14 protein-coding genes and 1 pseudogene are annotated in these 17,163 nt (G+C 45.0%); all 15 read right to left on the minus strand.

Going from position 1 to position 17,163, the window contains the following annotated elements; genetic code table 11:
* Positions 1 to 21: 21 nt before the first annotated feature.
* Positions 22 to 1,692 carry a glycerol-3-phosphate dehydrogenase/oxidase gene (locus ACFODW_RS02500; protein ID WP_390302459.1) on the minus strand — a complete coding sequence of 557 codons (1,671 nt, stop codon included), beginning with the start codon at positions 1,690 to 1,692 and terminating at the stop codon, positions 22 to 24.
* Positions 1,693 to 1,838: 146 nt separating this feature from the next.
* A complete protein-coding gene (locus ACFODW_RS02505) occupies positions 1,839 to 2,363 on the minus strand; it encodes an acyltransferase (RefSeq protein WP_390302462.1) in 525 nt (174 codons plus the stop codon).
* Between the two features lies 1 nt (position 2,364).
* Positions 2,365 to 3,003, minus strand: a complete 639-nt coding sequence (gene ppaX, locus ACFODW_RS02510; RefSeq protein ID WP_390302465.1) for a pyrophosphatase PpaX — start codon at positions 3,001 to 3,003, stop codon at positions 2,365 to 2,367.
* Positions 2,978 to 3,937, minus strand: coding sequence for a nucleoside recognition domain-containing protein (locus ACFODW_RS02515; RefSeq protein ID WP_390302468.1), 960 nt, complete (start codon positions 3,935 to 3,937; stop codon positions 2,978 to 2,980). Before ACFODW_RS02515 ends, ppaX begins: the two co-directional genes overlap by 26 nt.
* Positions 3,938 to 3,957: 20 nt before the next feature.
* Complete coding sequence (gene lgt, locus ACFODW_RS02520) at positions 3,958 to 4,830, minus strand: prolipoprotein diacylglyceryl transferase (RefSeq protein ID WP_390302471.1); 873 nt, start codon at positions 4,828 to 4,830, stop codon at positions 3,958 to 3,960.
* 12 nt (positions 4,831 to 4,842) lie between these two features.
* Complete coding sequence (gene hprK, locus ACFODW_RS02525; protein ID WP_390302474.1) at positions 4,843 to 5,778, minus strand: HPr(Ser) kinase/phosphatase; 936 nt, start codon at positions 5,776 to 5,778, stop codon at positions 4,843 to 4,845.
* A 145-nt stretch (positions 5,779 to 5,923) separates the two neighbouring features.
* Positions 5,924 to 6,280 (minus strand): phage holin family protein, encoded by a 357-nt coding sequence (locus tag ACFODW_RS02530; RefSeq protein ID WP_390302478.1) that lies wholly within the window; start codon positions 6,278 to 6,280, stop codon positions 5,924 to 5,926.
* Entirely contained in the window at positions 6,280 to 6,474 is a 195-nt protein-coding gene (locus ACFODW_RS02535) for a PspC domain-containing protein (protein WP_390302481.1), read from the minus strand. Before ACFODW_RS02535 ends, ACFODW_RS02530 begins: the two co-directional genes overlap by 1 nt.
* A gap of 159 nt (positions 6,475 to 6,633) precedes the next feature.
* A complete protein-coding gene (gene bshB2, locus ACFODW_RS02540) occupies positions 6,634 to 7,290 on the minus strand; it encodes a bacillithiol biosynthesis deacetylase BshB2 (protein WP_390302484.1) in 657 nt (218 codons plus the stop codon).
* 27 nt (positions 7,291 to 7,317) lie between these two features.
* Positions 7,318 to 7,671 carry a YojF family protein gene (locus tag ACFODW_RS02545; protein ID WP_390302487.1) on the minus strand — a complete coding sequence of 118 codons (354 nt, stop codon included), beginning with the start codon at positions 7,669 to 7,671 and terminating at the stop codon, positions 7,318 to 7,320.
* Positions 7,672 to 7,793: 122 nt separating this feature from the next.
* Entirely contained in the window at positions 7,794 to 10,673 is a 2,880-nt protein-coding gene (gene uvrA / locus ACFODW_RS02550; protein ID WP_390302490.1) for an excinuclease ABC subunit UvrA, read from the minus strand.
* 24 nt (positions 10,674 to 10,697) lie between these two features.
* Positions 10,698 to 12,680 carry an excinuclease ABC subunit UvrB gene (gene uvrB / locus ACFODW_RS02555; RefSeq protein WP_390302493.1) on the minus strand — a complete coding sequence of 661 codons (1,983 nt, stop codon included), beginning with the start codon at positions 12,678 to 12,680 and terminating at the stop codon, positions 10,698 to 10,700.
* Positions 12,681 to 12,943: 263 nt separating this feature from the next.
* Positions 12,944 to 13,854, minus strand: a pseudogene (locus tag ACFODW_RS02560) (multicopper oxidase domain-containing protein).
* A gap of 455 nt (positions 13,855 to 14,309) precedes the next feature.
* Positions 14,310 to 15,485, minus strand: a complete 1,176-nt coding sequence (locus ACFODW_RS02565) for a PDZ domain-containing protein (RefSeq protein ID WP_390302496.1) — start codon at positions 15,483 to 15,485, stop codon at positions 14,310 to 14,312.
* Positions 15,486 to 15,659: 174 nt separating this feature from the next.
* The gene (locus tag ACFODW_RS02570) at positions 15,660 to 17,126 is read right to left on the minus strand and encodes a S41 family peptidase (RefSeq protein WP_390302499.1); all 1,467 of its coding nucleotides are present in this window, start codon (positions 17,124 to 17,126) and stop codon (positions 15,660 to 15,662) included.
* Positions 17,127 to 17,163 lie beyond the last annotated feature (37 nt).

The following is a 17,163-nucleotide window of genomic DNA, read 5'->3' on the forward strand; positions in this document are numbered from 1 at the left end:
ATACCATATTTAATGGGGGAATTATATATCCTCTTTTATCGGGTTGACAGCATCATGGAGAAGTTGATCAAGCTCACGGCTGTATTCCTCTTGCTGTATTTCACTCCAATGAAGAACTTTTGCCATATACGGGATGACAGCGTCTTTATGGGCCTTTACCCAGTTGATTTCAAAAAACAGGGCACCTGTCCTCCTTACAAAGAAATCTGCAGGCTTATACACTGCTTCATGTTCGATACAATAGAGAAGTTCTGCAAATACTAGGGGATCTATCCCTGCCCTCTTTGCTTCCTCTTGTCTCTCTAGAAAAAGATCAAAAATCAGATCGACATTGGCACCATAGTTTTTCACTAGCTTCATGACCTTACTTTCTTCCATACCAAGTGCTCTTCCTAGTTCCAACTTCCGTCTTTTAAAATCAGTGAACCCCTTCGACCCGCCTACTTCTCCTCCTGCAATAGGCAAATTTTTTGTCTCCGACCCGGAGTAGAGAATACCTTCTTCCTTGAAATGCTCGGATACATTATCTATCACTTCTTCGGCCATTTTACGATAGCCTGTAAGCTTTCCACCAGCGATGGATATAAGGCCGGATTCCGAGACAAAGATTTCATCCTTTCTGGAAATTTCACCGGGACTGTCTTTTCCCTCTTCAGCAATAAGGGGGCGAATACCAGCCCAACTTGACTCCACATGATCCGCTTGAAGACCCAAGGATGGGAATATATATTGAATGGCATCGAGTAAATAATCTCGATCCTTCTCCGTCATAACTGGGTGTTGTTTGCTGCCGTCGTAAGCTGTATCCGTCGTACCCACATATGTCTTATTCTCCCTTGGAATAGCAAATATCATTCTGCCATCGGGAGCATTAAAGTAAACCGCTTGTTGTAGAGGAAATATTTCCTTAGGAAATACAAGATGAACCCCTTTGGAGAGAAGTAGATGCTTGCCGTTAGTCGATCCATCCATCTCTCTGAGATCATCCACCCAGGGTCCAGCTGCATTAACAATTTTCTTAGCATATACCTTATGCACCCTGCCTGATATTTCATCTTGTACTTTTACCCCGCATAGTTTATTGGATTCGTCATATATAAATTCTGTGACTTTCGCATAATTCAATGCCACAGCGCCTTTTTGTACGGCTTTCTTTAGAACCTCTATTGTTAAACGGGCATCATCTGTTTTATACTCCACATAGTAGCCTGCCCCGCTTAGTCCATCCCTTCTTAACAATGGCTCTCTTTCCAGGGCTTCACCTGCTTTGAACATGGTTCGCCTCTCACTTTTTTTCACCCCGGCAAGATAATCATAGATGCGCAGGCCGATATTGGTCATCAGCGGGCCGAAGGTGCCTCCTTTATAAAAAGGCAGCATCATCCATTCAGGCGTTGTCACATGGGGCCCGTTTTCATAGACTACCTCTCTTTCACTGCCAGTCTCCGACACCACCTTGACTTCAAACTGTTTTAAATAACGCAATCCGCCATGCACCAGCTTTGTCGAGCGGCTGGATGTGCCCGCAGCAAAATCCTGCATCTCCAGTACTGCTGTCCGCATTCCCCTGGTGGCAGCATCCAAGGAGATCCCAGCACCAGTAATGCCCCCTCCGATCACCAATACATCCAACATATCCTCCTCTAGCCGTTTGAAAGAGGATTTTCGTTCGAAGCTTGAAAAATTCGTCATTTCTGACACTCCTTATCGGTGGAATCCTATAGATATATTTACCCTATTCCCCTAAAACTAATTACCTTCTCGGCTTTCCGCAAAAAATAAAACCATAAAGCGGGAATTGGACAGGAAGCCATCCGCCTTACGGTTATCTGGTATTACTATTCGTCTAATGGTATATTCTTGTTCCTAGTTTCCATTTGCTCTTTTGTATAGATGATTTTCATTGGATTCCCTCCTGCAAAAGCTCCTTCCGGTACGTCCTTATGCACCAGGCTGCCTGCAGAGATGATTGCCCTGTCGCCAATTTCCACACCGGGGAGGATGGTGGTATTTGCACCAATTAACACGTTATTTCCGACGACGACATCTCCAATCCGGTATTCTTCTATTAAATATTCATGGGCTAGGATGGTGGTATTATATCCAATTACTGTGTTTTCGCCAATACGGATTTTTTCCGGGAACATTACATCCGGCATGACCATTAGAGCAAATGCCGTCTGTTTTCCGACATGCATTCTCAAAAGATTGCGGTACAGCCAGTTCTTTACTCCCAAGAACGGCGTATATCTAGCAGTTTGGATGACCACGAAGTTTTTAACCATTTTCCAGAAAGACACAGTATTATAAATCTGCCATAATGAATTGCTGCCTTTGACATAGTATCTATCTGTCCGTCGCATATTACTTCACCCCGGTTATTTTCAGCAAGTCCCGCATATCATCCAGCATGTATGTAGGATGGTAGGAAAGAAGCCTCTCTTTTCCTTTATGGGCCCATGCTACACCTGCAGTCTTTACCCCTGCATTCTTCCCCGATTCAATATCGTGATAATTGTCCCCGACCATAAGAGTCGTTGCCGGGTCGCCACCGAGCAGCTCCATGCCTCTAAGCACCGGTTCTGCATGTGGCTTAGGATGGTTGACATCATCATAGGTAACAATGGCATCGAAACAGCCGTCAAGTCCAACTGCAGTCAGCCCCATGTCTACCCCAGCCCTCATTTTAGTCGATACAATTCCAAGCTTGAAATTTTTTTCTTTCAGCTGGAGGATGGTATCTTTTACATGTGGGAAGGCTGTTACATAACTGTCATGGTTGGCATGGTTATGCCCGCGATATGCCGCAACCATCTGATCCGCCTTTGTTGGATCTATATTAATGAAGGTATCCATCAACGGAGGCCCATTGAATTCCATAATCTGTTCTCGTGTAAATGAGTGATTGAATTCAGAAAGTGTATGGCTGAAAGAAGCCATAATTAGTTCATTGGTGTCGATTAACGTGCCGTCGAGATCAAAGAGTATGGTATGAATGCTCATTTCCTGTTTCCCTTCTTTTTTGAACTTCTATGCGTTTCCAAATGTGGCCGATAACCATAGTCAGCACTACAGCTGTAACAATACGGATGATAAGCAAAGGCCATACTGGTATGCCGAGAGGAATAAAGACAAGTGTGTCCTCCACTACTGCATGGCATGAAACGAGGAAGATCATGGCCAAATACATATCTTTCTTGGACACTCCATCCTCTTTGACTGCCTGAATCATTAATCCTGCCCCATAGGCAAGTCCGATGGTCAAGCCTGCCACCATGGTCATAGATGTATTTCTTTCCATCCCAAGTATTTTTAAAGAGGGCGCGAGTTTGTCGGAGAACACATCCAGCCAGCCCTTTTCCCGCAGGTACTGCATGATGACCATTAGCGGAATGACGATGAGAGCGAGTTGGAACACTCCCATTCCCGCAGTCTCCAAGCCCTGTATGGCTATTTCCCCCCACCCACTTGGGCTTTCCTCTGATGCATTGATCAACCCATATTGCGCTTGCTCTGCTCCCCCATTCCACACAAAATTAATAACGATAGCAGATGTAAGAGCAAGAGTGATACGGGTAAGCAGAATGACCCATAAATTAATCCCCACCTTCGAAGCTACTGCAGATTCGATAAACAGGTTATGTGAAAAAGACAGCATGACTGCCAGGATAAATACTTCCTTGACAGTAAATTCAAAGGAGACGATTGCTGCAATGCCAGCATATAGGTTTAATGCATTTCCAAGCACCAATGGGACTGCCGCTTCCCCCGAAAGCCCGAGCAGTCCCATTAGCGGTGATAGTTTTTCAATTAACCATGGGAGAACGGGGGTGTATTGCAGGATGGTGACGATAAGAGTAATGGGAAAGATAATTTTCCCCAGTGTCCAAGTCGTACTCAATCCCTGCTGCAATCCCCTCCCCATTATTCCTCTCATCTATATCCCTCATTCCTAGCTTACTTTTTCTTCTTCGGTTTTTTAGCTTTTTTATTTGTTTTTGATTTCTTTTTGGATGGGACATCGTTGTAACGCGGGATCCCTCCTTTAAACCGCCGATAGATAATCAACGCAATAGCCGTGACAATTATAAGGATGGAAATCAACTGCGCCTGACGGATATCTCCGAAGTATAAACTGTCTGTCCGCAGACCCTCCACAAAGAATCGGCCAATCGAATAACTGATAGCATATGTAAGGAATATTTCCCCACGAAGAGGATTAAATTTTCTTAACAGGATAAGCAGAACGAATACCAGGACATTCCACATAGACTCATACAAGAATGTCGGATGATACAGTGTCCCATCAATTGTCATTTGATTGAGGATAAAATCCGGCAAGTACTGAAGGAAATTATTGAATACAGTCTCGGAAACCGGACCGCCATGAGCTTCCTGGTTCATAAAATTTCCCCACCGGCCGATTGCTTGGCCAAGGATGAGACTGGGAGCAATTATATCTGCAAGCTGCCAGAAGGAGATGTTTCGCTTCCGTGTATAGATGACAGCCGTCAGGACTCCGCCAATGATGGCCCCATGGATAGCAATTCCGCCTTCCCAAATGGCAAAAATATCCCACCAAGGTCCTCCAACATAGTTTTCCCATTCAAATATCACATAATAAATGCGAGCCGAGATGATGGCAACGGGGATGGCAAAAAAGATAAAGTCAATAAGTATATCTTTTTCCAATCCCAACCGATCTGCCTCTTTAGAGGCTAAATATATACCCAGAAATGCTCCAGCAGCTATAATGACGCCATACCAATAGATAGTTAGCGGTCCAAGCTCCAGAAATACCGGGTCAAGAGGTTGTGTACTGGCCAACAAATATACTCACTCCTACTCTTCTTCATTTTTTTCATGGTCTATCATGGTAGTTAAGCGTTCCGAAAATTCTTGAGCCGTGTTGATACCCATATTTTTAAGGCGAAAGTTCATTGCAGCCACTTCTATAATGACGGCAAGGTTCCTCCCTGGCCTGACAGGGATGGTTACTTTTGGCAGATGGACATCCATGATTTTCATGGTATCTTCATCCAATCCCAGCCGATCATACTGCTTCTTTTCATCCCAGTTTTCCAAATTCACAATCAAAGAAATCTTTTTGTAATTCCTGATTGATCCCGCTCCAAACAGCGTCATGACATTGATGATGCCCAAACCGCGTATTTCCAGCAGATGTTCAATTAAAGCTGGAGAATTTCCGATAAGTGTATCATAGTCCTCCTGTCTGATTTCCACACTGTCATCAGCAACCAGTCGATGTCCACGCTTGACCAGTTCCAGTGCAGTTTCACTTTTACCGACACCACTCTGACCGGTGATCAGCACACCTACACCGTTTATGTCCACCAATACCCCGTGAATAGCGGTAAAAGGAGCAAACTTGGATTCCAGATAATTGGTAAGCCTGCTGATGACTCTTGTCGTCTTTCTTGGTGAATGGAGAATCGGCACCCCGCCGTTATTGGCAGCGTCTATCATGGTTTGAGGAATCTCCATCCCTCTGGAGATGACGATTCCAGGTGTAATATCGGTACATAACTGTTCCATTCGATCTCGTTGCTGTGATTCCGTCAATTCAAGGAAATAAGCCATTTCCGTCTTTCCGATCAGTTGCAGCCGCTCTTTGGGATAAAAGCGGAAATAGCCCGTCATCTCTATCCCAGGCCGGGACAGATCGCTTGTAATGATTTCTCTATGTATTCCATCTTCTCCGGCGACTAATTTCAAATTAAAATTAGCCAATAAATCCTTTGTCCTCACTATCGACATTCTAACCCCTCCTTTAAAGGCCATCTGACTGTCTTTTATTGTAGCATATTTAATTCAGAAAAAAACTATTGTAAATCCAGCGTACTCTTCCAAAAAAGTTTTCAACCAGGCTGCCAGGCAGAAAAAATCGCAGGCAAGCCTGCGATTATCTCATAGAGTCTTTGATTAAGCTGTTAAGCAGAAGGTTCAGCACGGAAATGACGATGGACGCGATAATTGCCATGCCGAACCCATCTATTGTGAAAGACGGCCCCATCAAACTTTGGGCAATCATCAGGGTAACCGCATTGACAACAAACAAAAACAGCCCAAAAGTGATCAACGTGATCGGTAAAGTTAGGACAATCAGGATAGGTTTAACAATCAGATTAAGAATCGCTAGGATGAAGCTCGCCAACAGGGCTGCCCCGAACCCTTCCAAATGGAAGGAGCCAAATAACTGTGCTACCACTATCAAAGCCACAGCATTGAGTACCAGGGAAACCAACCATCCGAGCAACATCAGTATATGTCCCTCTCATTCGGTATAATAAAAGCAGCAACCACATAAATCAGCCCCACAGTGAAACCAGTGGTGATTAGAAGTACTGCAAATAAGAGACGGAGAATAGTAGCATCCATATTGATATACTCACTAAGACCGCCAATAACCCCTGCAAGCATTCTGTTTGTTTCGGAACGGTACAGTTTTTTCATATATCTATCTCCTTCCATCTGGTTTTGCTTTGTCCTGGTGAACACCTTCCTAGACTACGAATCACTCTGTCAAAAGGTTTCATCTTATTATTTAACACATTTCTTCCTGCTCATTGTAAAGAGCCCTTCCGCATAAAATTACGCAAAAAGGGCTCCGGTTTATTCATATTTCCAGATAAAAAACGCTTCCTTGCTGAACATTTGACGGGCATACTCCATGACATCTTTCTCATCTTTTCCGCCGCCCAACATGGGTGCTGCCTGGGAGTCATGCGCAAACACAGCCTCCATCTTCTTTTCAAACTGCTTGCTAACATCATTTATAACGTCCGGCCTCCCCAACTCTTCCAAGTAGTTGTTGGTGATAGCCTGCGCCCAGACAGCAGGCCTTTTCTCCGGGTCCATCCGCCGTACGGCTTCGACAGCGGCCGCTCCCAATGCATTATGATCCGGATGGACAGCATGATCCGGATAATGGGTAATAACGAGACTTGGGTTAATTTCCTCCAAAATTCCCTTTAAATGTTCTGCTACTTCACTACGATTCTCGAACTCCAGAGTCTTATCCCTATATCCAAGCATCCTCAGCTCCATATCAAGTACTTCACACGCATTTTTCAACTCTTTTTTGCGGATTTCTGGAAGTGTCTCCCTGTTGGCAAAAGTAGGGCTTCCCATATTTCTGCCCATTTCTCCTAGAGTCCCACATAGATAGGTTACCGGTACACCCTGTTCACGAAACTGTGTTATCGTGCCAGCAGCACCAAACGATTCATCATCAGGATGTGGATAGATGACAACCACATGCTTTTCCATTTATCTCACCCAGCTTTCTGTAAGTAATCAATACTTAAAAGGTGTTTCGCTAATCTGTAATGCTACCATCAGCCGCCCTTCCCGGTCATGTCCGGCCATTAGCAGCTGGTTCTCCGTCTGCATTACCCAATCGGTAAGTCCTTCCGCATAAATCCACCCTATCTCCATCTTTAACCCGACACGGTATGTACTGCCGTTACCGACAATCTTTGCCTGGTTGAAGGATACCTGTGCATTTCGTATATAAGCACCTACGTTATATGCTTTATCATTGAAGTGACTCGCATAAGCGCCATTTGTTGTTTCCAGATGTACATAGACCTGTTTATCAATAAACTGATTCAGGGTTTCCTGCACTTTTTCCATATCAATTGGCTTCATTCTTTTACCTCCATCCCTGCACACTTCTTCTTATAACCTTATCGGAAGGAGCTAAAAGCGTCAAAAATTCAGCACATATAAAATAGGGAGGACAGCAAGCTCCCTGACCTGCTGCCTCCTAATTACTTCTCCGTGCTGACTTTTTCCTTCCTTGCAACTACTTCTGCCATCCGATTCCGATCCCTTTCCAGTATCGGCTTAAGATACCGGCCAGTATAAGATTCTTCCTCTTCGCCAATTTGCTCTGGGGTCCCTGCTGCAATAATCTGGCCTCCCCTGTCTCCGCCTTCTGGCCCCAAGTCAATGATATGGTCTGCCGTTTTAATCACATCGAGATTATGCTCAATAATCAGTACGGTGTCTCCATTTTCCACTAACCTCTGAAGAACGGACAGGAGCCGCTTAATATCATCGGCATGCAGGCCGGTCGTAGGTTCATCGAGAATATAGAAGGACTTGCCGTGCGAACGCCTATGGAGCTCACTGGCCAGTTTCACCCGCTGGGCCTCGCCCCCGGACAATGTCGTTGCAGGCTGTCCCAATTTGACATAGCCGAGACCCACATCGTAAACGGTCTGCAGCTTACGTTTAATTTTCGGGATGGCAGCAAAGAAGTCCAAGGCTTCTTCCACACGCATATCCAGTATATCCGCTATGCTTTTTCCTTTGTATTTCACTTCCAATGTTTCCCTGTTATATCGTTTGCCGTCGCATACTTCACATGGTACATAGACATCCGGCAGGAAGTGCATTTCGATTTTAATAATTCCATCGCCGCGGCAGGCCTCACACCGGCCGCCCTTGACGTTAAAGCTGAACCGGCCTTTCTTATAACCACGTACTTTGGCCTCATTAGTTTGTGCGAATACTTCCCGTACATTATCGAAAACACCGGTATATGTCGCCGGATTGGACCTTGGTGTCCTCCCGATCGGGGATTGGTCTATATCAATCACTCTGTCAATATGATCGGTACCTGTTACTTTTTTATGTTTTCCGGGCTTCTGCTTGCTTCTATGAAGTTCTTTCGCAAGTGATTTATAAAGAATCTCATTGACAAGCGTGCTTTTACCGGAACCTGAAACACCTGTAACAACTGTCATAAGTCCGAGTGGGAACTTGGCTGTTACATTTTTGAGGTTATTCTCGGATGCTCCAGTCACTTCAATTTTTCTTTTATCCGGTTTGCGCCTGTTGGATGGCAATGGGATGAACTTCTCACCGGATAGGTAATTCCCAGTAAGGGATTGTTTATTGTTCATGACCTCTTCCGGTGTCCCGCTGGCAACAATCTGCCCTCCGTGTTCTCCCGCACCAGGGCCGATATCAATCAGCCAATCTGCTGCTGCCATGGTATCTTCGTCATGCTCCACTACAATCAACGTATTATCCAGATCCCGCATCTTCTTTAGACTGGCAATCAACCGGTCATTATCACGCTGATGGAGGCCGATGGACGGTTCATCCAGGACATAAAGCACACCTGTCAGTGCAGAGCCAATCTGTGTAGCCAGGCGGATCCGCTGTGCTTCCCCTCCAGAAAGGGTTCCCGCCGCCCTAGCCATCGTCAGATAGTCTAGACCAACATTATTCAAGAACTCCAATCTATTATTGATCTCTTTCAATATTAGTTTCGCAATCTGTTCTTCTTTTTCCGTTAATTCCAGGTTGGAGAGAACGTCTATTGCTTCGGCAATGGAATAACGGGTCACTTCACTGATGTGCATGCCATTGATCCGTACGGACAGGGCTTCCTGCTTAAGGCGGTGGCCTTTACAAGTGGGGCAATCCTTTTGTGCCATGTATTTTTCCAGCGTTTCCCGGGTGAAATCAGAAGTAGTTTCACGATAGCGCCGCTCTACATTGTTCAGTACCCCTTCAAAATAGATCATATTATCGCGGACATTTCCAAAATCATTCACATAATGAAAATGAATTTTTTCCTTGCTGCTGCCATGCAGGATTATATCCATTTGATCTTTAGGCAGATCTTTAACTGGGGTATCCATATCAATCTTATAATGCTCACAGACAGCCTTCAGTAACTGTGGGTAATATTGGGAGCTTATTGGTTCCCAAGCTGCAATGGCATGTTCACTTAAGGTGCGAGTCCAATCGGGGATCACCAGCTCAGGATCCACCTCAAGGTTGGTCCCGAGCCCATCACAGGTCGGACACGCGCCAAATGGGCTGTTGAAGGAGAACAGCCGCGGCTCCAACGCACCGATGGAAAAACCGCAGATAGGACAGGCATGATTTTCATTGAACAGCAATTCCTCCTGCCCAATCACGTCGACAATGATTTTCCCATCACCCAGTGCAAGGGCCGTCTCTATCGAATCAGTAAGACGCCCTGTAATTCCTTCTTTTACGACGATTCGGTCGATTACCGCTTCAATGGAATGCTTTTTATTCTTCTCCAATTGTATATCTTCGGACACATCCCGTATTTCATTATCCACCCGAACACGCACATATCCTTCTTGACGCAATTTCTCCAGTACTTTGATATGTTCTCCTTTGCGGCCTGATATTACAGGAGCCAAGATCTGCATCTTGGTCCTCTCCGGGTATTCCAGAATGCGATCCACCATCTGCTGGATGGTCTGAGAAGTAATTTCAATGCCGTGTTTCGGACATGTAGGACGGCCGATTCTAGCATACAGCAGCCGGAGATAATCATAGATCTCGGTTACTGTTCCAACTGTTGATCGGGGGTTATTGCTCGTCGTCTTCTGATCTATAGAAATGGAAGGAGACAGACCTTCGATCGAATCAACATCCGGCTTATCCATCTGTCCCAAGAACTGGCGTGCATAAGCGGAAAGAGACTCTACATAACGCCTTTGGCCTTCTGCATAGATGGTATCAAAGGCCAGGGAAGATTTGCCGGAGCCTGATAACCCAGTTAGAACTACTAATTTATTCTTAGGAATCGTTACATCGATATTTTTTAGGTTATGAGCTCTGGCTCCTTGAATTTGAATAGATTTACTAGGCATATGTTCACCTTCTTAGCTTTATAGTTAGGCTCCTGATTTAAGCTCGAGAATAACATCCCTCAGCTCAGCCGCTTTTTCAAAGTCAAGAGACTTGGCGGCCTCTTTCATTTCTTTTTCCATCTGTTCTATCACTTTCGTTTTTTCTTTGGCTGACAGCTTGGTCAAGCTTGGTTTTTCCTTATATTCTTCCTGCTCTTCTGCAGCTACTGTTGCGCGGATTACATCTCTTACATCTTTTTTGATGGTAGTAGGAGTAATATTATGTTTTTCATTATATTCCATTTGAATTTTCCTACGCCTGTTGGTTTCATCGATTGCCGCCTGCATGGACTGGGTGATTTTATCCGCATACATAATGACCTGGCCGTTTTCATTACGGGCTGCACGCCCCATCGTTTGGATAAGCGACCGTTCCGAACGAAGGAAACCTTCTTTGTCAGCATCCAGGATGGTGACCAGGGATACTTCCGGAATGTCCAGCCCCTCCCTCAGCAGGTTGATTCCTATCAATACATCATATTTGCCGACCCTCAAATCGCGTATCAGTTCAATTCGTTCGAGGGTTTTTACTTCGGAATGGAGGTAGGCCACCTTGATGCCGACTTCTTTTAGGTAATCGGTCAGATCCTCAGACATTTTCTTGGTAAGAGTAGTCACGAGTACACGCTCGTTCCGCTCTGTGCGTTTGTTTATTTCTTCGATTAGATTATCTATTTGCCCTTCAATCGGCCGGACTTCCACCTCCGGATCCAACAAACCTGTCGGCCGGATGATCTGTTCCGTCATATCAGGAGAGTGTTCCATTTCATATGGACCTGGTGTGGCTGATACATACACCAGCTGATTGGTCGATTTCTCAAACTCTTCGAATTTAAGTGGACGGTTATCAAGCGCAGATGGCAGGCGGAAACCATGATCCACCAGCACCTGTTTTCTTGCCTGGTCCCCATTATACATACCACGGATCTGTGGAAGGGTGACATGGGACTCGTCGATGATGGTCAAAGAGTCCTCCGGGAAATAATCCAGCAGCGTATAGGGAGTGGCACCCGATTCCCTGAGTGTCAAATGGCGGGAGTAATTTTCAATCCCAGAGCAAAAGCCCATCTCCTCCATCATTTCCAAATCATAGTTGGTGCGCTGTTCCAGCCGCTGTGCCTCCAGCAGTTTATCCTCGCTCCGCAGTTCTTCCAGTCTTTCTTCCAATTCCTTTTCTATATTGGCAATAGCCAGTTTCATTTTCTCTTCACGGGTAACGAAGTGGGAAGCCGGGAAGATGGCAATATGTTCTCTGTCTCCGACAATCTCGCCTGTCAGGGCGTCCACTTCTCGAATTCTGTCAATTTCATCACCGAAGAACTCTATCCGGATACAATGCTCCTCGCGCGAGGCTGGTATGATCTCCACCGAATCTCCTCTTACACGGAAGGTACCGCGCTTGAAATCAATATCATTTCGTGCATATTGTATATCAACAAGATCCCTCAGCAGCTTATCCCTGTCTTTCTCCATCCCCATTCGGAGGGAGAGTACCTGGCTTCCATATTCTTCCGGGGAACCTAGGCCATAGATGCATGAGACACTGGCTACAATGAGTACATCATTCCGTTCGAACAAGGCTGATGTCGCAGAGTGCCTCAGTTTATCAATTTCATCATTGATGCTCGCATCCTTTTCGATGAATGTGTCGGTGGAAGGCACATAGGCTTCAGGCTGATAATAGTCATAATAGCTGACGAAATACTCTACTGCATTGTTAGGAAAAAATTCTTTGAACTCACTGTACAATTGTCCCGCCAGCGTTTTATTATGAGCTATCACCAAGGTTGGACGATTAATCTCTTTCACTACATTGGACATTGTAAACGTTTTTCCCGTTCCGGTCGCGCCAAGTAGCGTTTGATGGCGCTGGCCAGCCAATACCCGTTCGGTGATTTCCCGTATGGCATTGGGCTGATCCCCTGACGGTTCGTATTTGGAAACAAGCTCAAACTTATTTTCTTTCACTTGTAAAGCCTCCGTTCTTATCCTACACCTAGTTTATCATAGATAATTATATATTTTAACATACTTGCGAACGAACATTCGATGGTTCTGCTTTAACTGGCTACTAACATAATACCCTTCCTGCCAGGCAAAAAACCGTTGCCTTCTACATTCCCTGCAAAAGAAACGCTCAAAACCTGTCTTGATGTATCAATTGGTTAAAGCCCATTTTCTGATTGCAAAAAGCCTTCAGCAATAAACTGAAGGCTTTTTAGATCAGGCAGTTATTCCGTTACAAGGAGTCTTCCCTTGGCTCCTTTCGCAACATGGTTGAATTGATGGGTAACGAAGTGGTAGTCTCCTGCTTCTTTCACCGTAAATTCAGCCACTGCTCCACAGCTGGCCGGAAGCATTAATGTTTGTAATCCTTCCATATGGTTCGCCGGATTTCCGTCTATATAGACGTCATCAAATATAGTTCCAATCATATGGAAAGAGCTGACTTCATTTGGACCTACATTATTGATATAGAATCGGACTTTATCCCCGACTTTGGCTGTGAGCGGCTCTTCTTCTATAGAAGCAACGGTTCCATTCGTATTCAATTGATGATCATTCAGGGCTTTCGTAGAGAATACTACCTGAGAAGGTACATTGTTCATCATATCTTCCAAATCATTATACTTATACCATTCATTTTGGATGATCACATATTCCTGGTCCACTTCCCCATCTGTCGGGTAACCCTCATCAGGCTGGACAATGATCACCCCGTGCATGCCATTGGCTATATGGGACAAAACTGGATCGGTGCCACATCCGCAAATCCTTTATCAGGAGCAGTGTGGACGGCGTGGAAATCCATACTGTGCGGAATAGCGGGGTCCAGGTTATCCAGTGTGAAATGGATGGTATCTCCTTCTTTCACTACTACTAATGGGCCTGGGGCTTCTCCATTGAACGTCCAAGCCTTATACGTGTTGCCTGGTTCTATTTCAATATCAGTAATTTGAGAGGTCATTTTGATAAAAACATCTGACCCATCTCTTTCCAACTCCACCGGAACCGGTTCTTGATTTAAATGTTGATGGGGTGCAATTACTTGGGCTGCCTCCTCCACTTCCTGTTTTTCTTCTGCCTTTACTTCATCTCTCTGTTCATTCGGATGATCCATTTCCATGAATACGGATAACATAACGGCGAGCGCTCCAAAACCGACTATGATACCGAAAACAATTTTTTTCAGCATTTTTACCACTCCATGGTTATATGGTAGATAAAAGTTCCGACCACTCAACCGTTGTTATAACCTGCCATCCACTGGATTGAATGGTTGATTTTTATCTTCATCTATAGTATAAATGGCCTATATTTTCCCACGTGTGATTTGCCTCACTTATTCATGCTCATTTGTGAACAACGTATGACAGCTTATGCGAACAACCAAACAGGGCGGCCAGTCGGCAAGATGCGGTTCTACCAGAGCAATGGCGGGTTGCTCACCGGAGCAATGACCACATAACCCTTCTGCAGAATATGCCAACGCACACCCTGAGTCGAAATGCCTAGTCCTCTTTAAAAATGGAAGCGTACTCCCCAATGATCATACTTTCTTAACTATTTAAAAGCCATCCTGGCATACAGCAATGGCTATCTTTCCCTGTGCGGCCCGGTCACGAAGACTAATCCAAGCTCATAGTGGTCTCCCTCATAAAAAGCACCTTGGACAAACCTCATTTCACCGAACGCATTCAATACTTCCAATTTAAAATAGGCTCCGCTGCCCTGTAGAGCTTGATAAAAACCCTCTTCTGTATCTACTTTTCGGCCATTTACTTTGGTGATCGTTTCCCCTACGCCAATGTCCATGCGATCAGCCGGTGTTCCCTGAATAATTCCTAGAACACGTAACCCGTTTCCCATCTTTCGGAAGTACGGCTGACCTTTCCTTTCCCTTATGCGGTGCCGGTAACTGATATATTCTCTACCTATAATAGCTGCAGCTGCTGCAACGAAAATAAGCAATGATTGATAGATACCGCCAACTGCAAGCAGCAAAACCAGCAAAGACAATAAAAGAGTTGCCTTGAACAGGCTACCAGCTGCTTGTTGGGGCAGCCTGCTTTTCACCCCATAATCAAATCCTAGCAAAAAGGGAATAAGCACCAGACCATAGGACTCCCCTCCGATAGAGAAATAAGGCCAAAAATCAGCAAAAGGCGTAATCGCTCCCATCGGTACCAGAGTGAAAAAGGGAATAATACTCATCTTTTTTAGATGGTGTTGTCCTATCCACCCGCCGCGCCGGCCGGGAATCAACCTTGGAAAGCCCTCCTGTCCGGCCCTCCGAACTAACAAAGCCTCTATGATTAATAGAATTCCAAGCAACAAGACAATTCCCAAAAGGTTGACCTGTTGCAGTCCATCTATCATGGTGCCACCAAAGAACAAGCGATCCCCGATGGGAAGCAGAAGAAGCAGCAAATAGGTAATCCCCAGGGTATACGCCGGTGATAGCAGGGTAAATCGGTATGGCAGTGACAAAAGAAGGGTAATCCATCCTAGAAGCAGTATGGTTTCAAACTGAAAAACCATTCCTGCTCCTAAATTGATCATGGAAAGCAGGAACCCCGCACCGATAGAAATCTTCCAAGTATGCCTCCATTCCGTAAACAGAGGAGAGACTTTAACACCGAAATCTTTTCTTTCTCTTTTTATCCTTACATAGCCCGATATCAGTATTAATAATATCGCCCAATAGGTCAGCGGATGAATAAACAGCTTCCCTGCGGCTGATAGCAATTCATGGAGCCAGTCCTGTATCATTTATCTCACCTTCCAAAATAATCAAGCGAATCTTTGCTAAATGTACTATTCGCTGCTTAAAGATTTTTCTCCTGCAAAATCTGTAGAAATTATTTACACTCTGTAGAATAAAGCAGAACAGCTTTCACGTAAAGAAGATGAAACGGAAAGATCCGCGGGAGTCCCGCGGATCTTTTATTGATATAACTCTTCCATCGCTTTTTCCAACTGTCTGTCGTCGTTTCCTTCCCGAATCTTTTCCACAATAGCCGCTTCCAAGACTCCAGCAGTTTCTTTGTCGACTTCCCCAGTAGGCTCCAACTCGTGTTCAGACTGGAACTGGCTGACAGCCTCCTCCGTCTCCACGCTGAAATAGCCATCGGTCCGGCCTGGTTCATAGCCAAGACCCTTGAGCATCTGCTGTACATTGGAAATAGCAGTATCTGTCTGATCCAAGGTAAACGGCTCCTCTACTTGCACAGGACTGGTGTAGAAGTAATCAGGCTGTGATACCTCAATGGTAGGTTCAACACCTTCCTCATTAATCCAGTTCCCATTCGGTGACAACCATTTGAAGGTGGTAAGTTTGATGGAACTGCCATCCCCTAATGGTACAGCCTGCTGAACAGTTCCCTTGCCATAGCTTGTCCGGCCGACAACATCATAACCAAGCTCTTTCATAGCCACTGCAAGGATTTCCGAAGCAGACGCACTTCCTTCATCAATAACTACACTAATTGGGTAATCCTTTTTCTCCTCCAAATTAGAATAGTAAGGCTGTTTTTCGCCATTCTGATCTTCTATCTGAATATATGGGATATCAGAAGGAACAAATAGGGATAGTATTTCTTCAGCCACGTTCAACAGCCCGCCTGGGTTTGCCCGGACATCTATGACAAGACCTTCCATCCCATCCGCTTCCAATGCCTCCAACTGTTCGGTAAATTCATCGGCTGTATTCTCACTGAAATTCGTTATTTCAATTATACCCGTCTTTTTTCCATCCACTGTTTCCATATTACTGTATACTGTCTCCACCGGAATTTCATCTCTAGTGATCGTCACTTCAAATGAATCTTCCACACCGGACCGCTTTATTTCCAGCACCACTTCTGTTCCTTTTTCCCCTCGGATTTTCGCTACTGCCTCATTAAGATTCAATCCTTGCAAATCTTCTCCGTCAACAGAAAGCACCTGATCATTCGGACGGATTCCCGCCTTTTCGGCTGGTGAGTCTTTTATCGGGGCTATAATGGTGACAATGTCATTCACCATGCTTACCTCGGCACCGATACCTTCAAAGGAGGACTCAATCTGCTCATCGAATTGTTCCATCATTTCTATATCCATATAGGAGCTATGCGGATCATCCAACGTGGACAGCATCCCTTCAATCGCTCCTTCTACCAACTGCTTATCGTCAACTTCTTCCAGATAATTCTGCTGAATTATCCCGAATGCTTGGCTAATCTTCTGCATTTGACCATCACCACTGGAACCCTTGATAGCACCCGTTTCAGATGATTCAATGGCTTCAATGATTTCCTGGCTGGGATTACTGTTATCGGGCCCTGCAATTTGAATACCCGCATAGACGCCGCCTGCCAAGAGAACTACAGCACCTAAAACAGCTAATAAAATTTGCGGCAATCTTTGTTTCATTTTTTCACCTCTGTTATATCTTTCGTATAAAAAGCAT

This window comes from Virgibacillus sediminis, from assembly GCF_042643265.1.
GTDB classification, from domain to species: domain Bacteria; phylum Bacillota; class Bacilli; order Bacillales; family Amphibacillaceae; genus Virgibacillus_O; species Virgibacillus_O sediminis.

What these genes read in the sequence shown, in the direction of transcription:
- ppaX (WP_390302465.1), bottom strand. Translation starts at nt 3,003, where the DNA reads ATGAGCATTCATACCATACTCTTTGATCTCGACGGCACGTTAATCGAC.
- uvrA (WP_390302490.1), bottom strand. Translation starts at nt 10,673, where the DNA reads ATGCCTAGTAAATCTATTCAAATTCAAGGAGCCAGAGCTCATAACCTA.
- ACFODW_RS02565 (WP_390302496.1), bottom strand. Translation starts at nt 15,485, where the DNA reads ATGATACAGGACTGGCTCCATGAATTGCTATCAGCCGCAGGGAAGCTG.
- ACFODW_RS02545 (WP_390302487.1), bottom strand. Translation starts at nt 7,671, where the DNA reads ATGAAGCCAATTGATATGGAAAAAGTGCAGGAAACCCTGAATCAGTTT.
- ACFODW_RS02500 (WP_390302459.1), bottom strand. Translation starts at nt 1,692, where the DNA reads ATGACGAATTTTTCAAGCTTCGAACGAAAATCCTCTTTCAAACGGCTA.
- ACFODW_RS02570 (WP_390302499.1), bottom strand. Translation starts at nt 17,126, where the DNA reads ATGAAACAAAGATTGCCGCAAATTTTATTAGCTGTTTTAGGTGCTGTA.
- ACFODW_RS02505 (WP_390302462.1), bottom strand. Translation starts at nt 2,363, where the DNA reads ATGCGACGGACAGATAGATACTATGTCAAAGGCAGCAATTCATTATGG.
- hprK (WP_390302474.1), bottom strand. Translation starts at nt 5,778, where the DNA reads ATGTCGATAGTGAGGACAAAGGATTTATTGGCTAATTTTAATTTGAAA.
- bshB2 (WP_390302484.1), bottom strand. Translation starts at nt 7,290, where the DNA reads ATGGAAAAGCATGTGGTTGTCATCTATCCACATCCTGATGATGAATCG.
- ACFODW_RS02515 (WP_390302468.1), bottom strand. Translation starts at nt 3,937, where the DNA reads ATGAGAGGAATAATGGGGAGGGGATTGCAGCAGGGATTGAGTACGACT.
- ACFODW_RS02530 (WP_390302478.1), bottom strand. Translation starts at nt 6,280, where the DNA reads ATGTTGCTCGGATGGTTGGTTTCCCTGGTACTCAATGCTGTGGCTTTG.
- ACFODW_RS02535 (WP_390302481.1), bottom strand. Translation starts at nt 6,474, where the DNA reads ATGAAAAAACTGTACCGTTCCGAAACAAACAGAATGCTTGCAGGGGTT.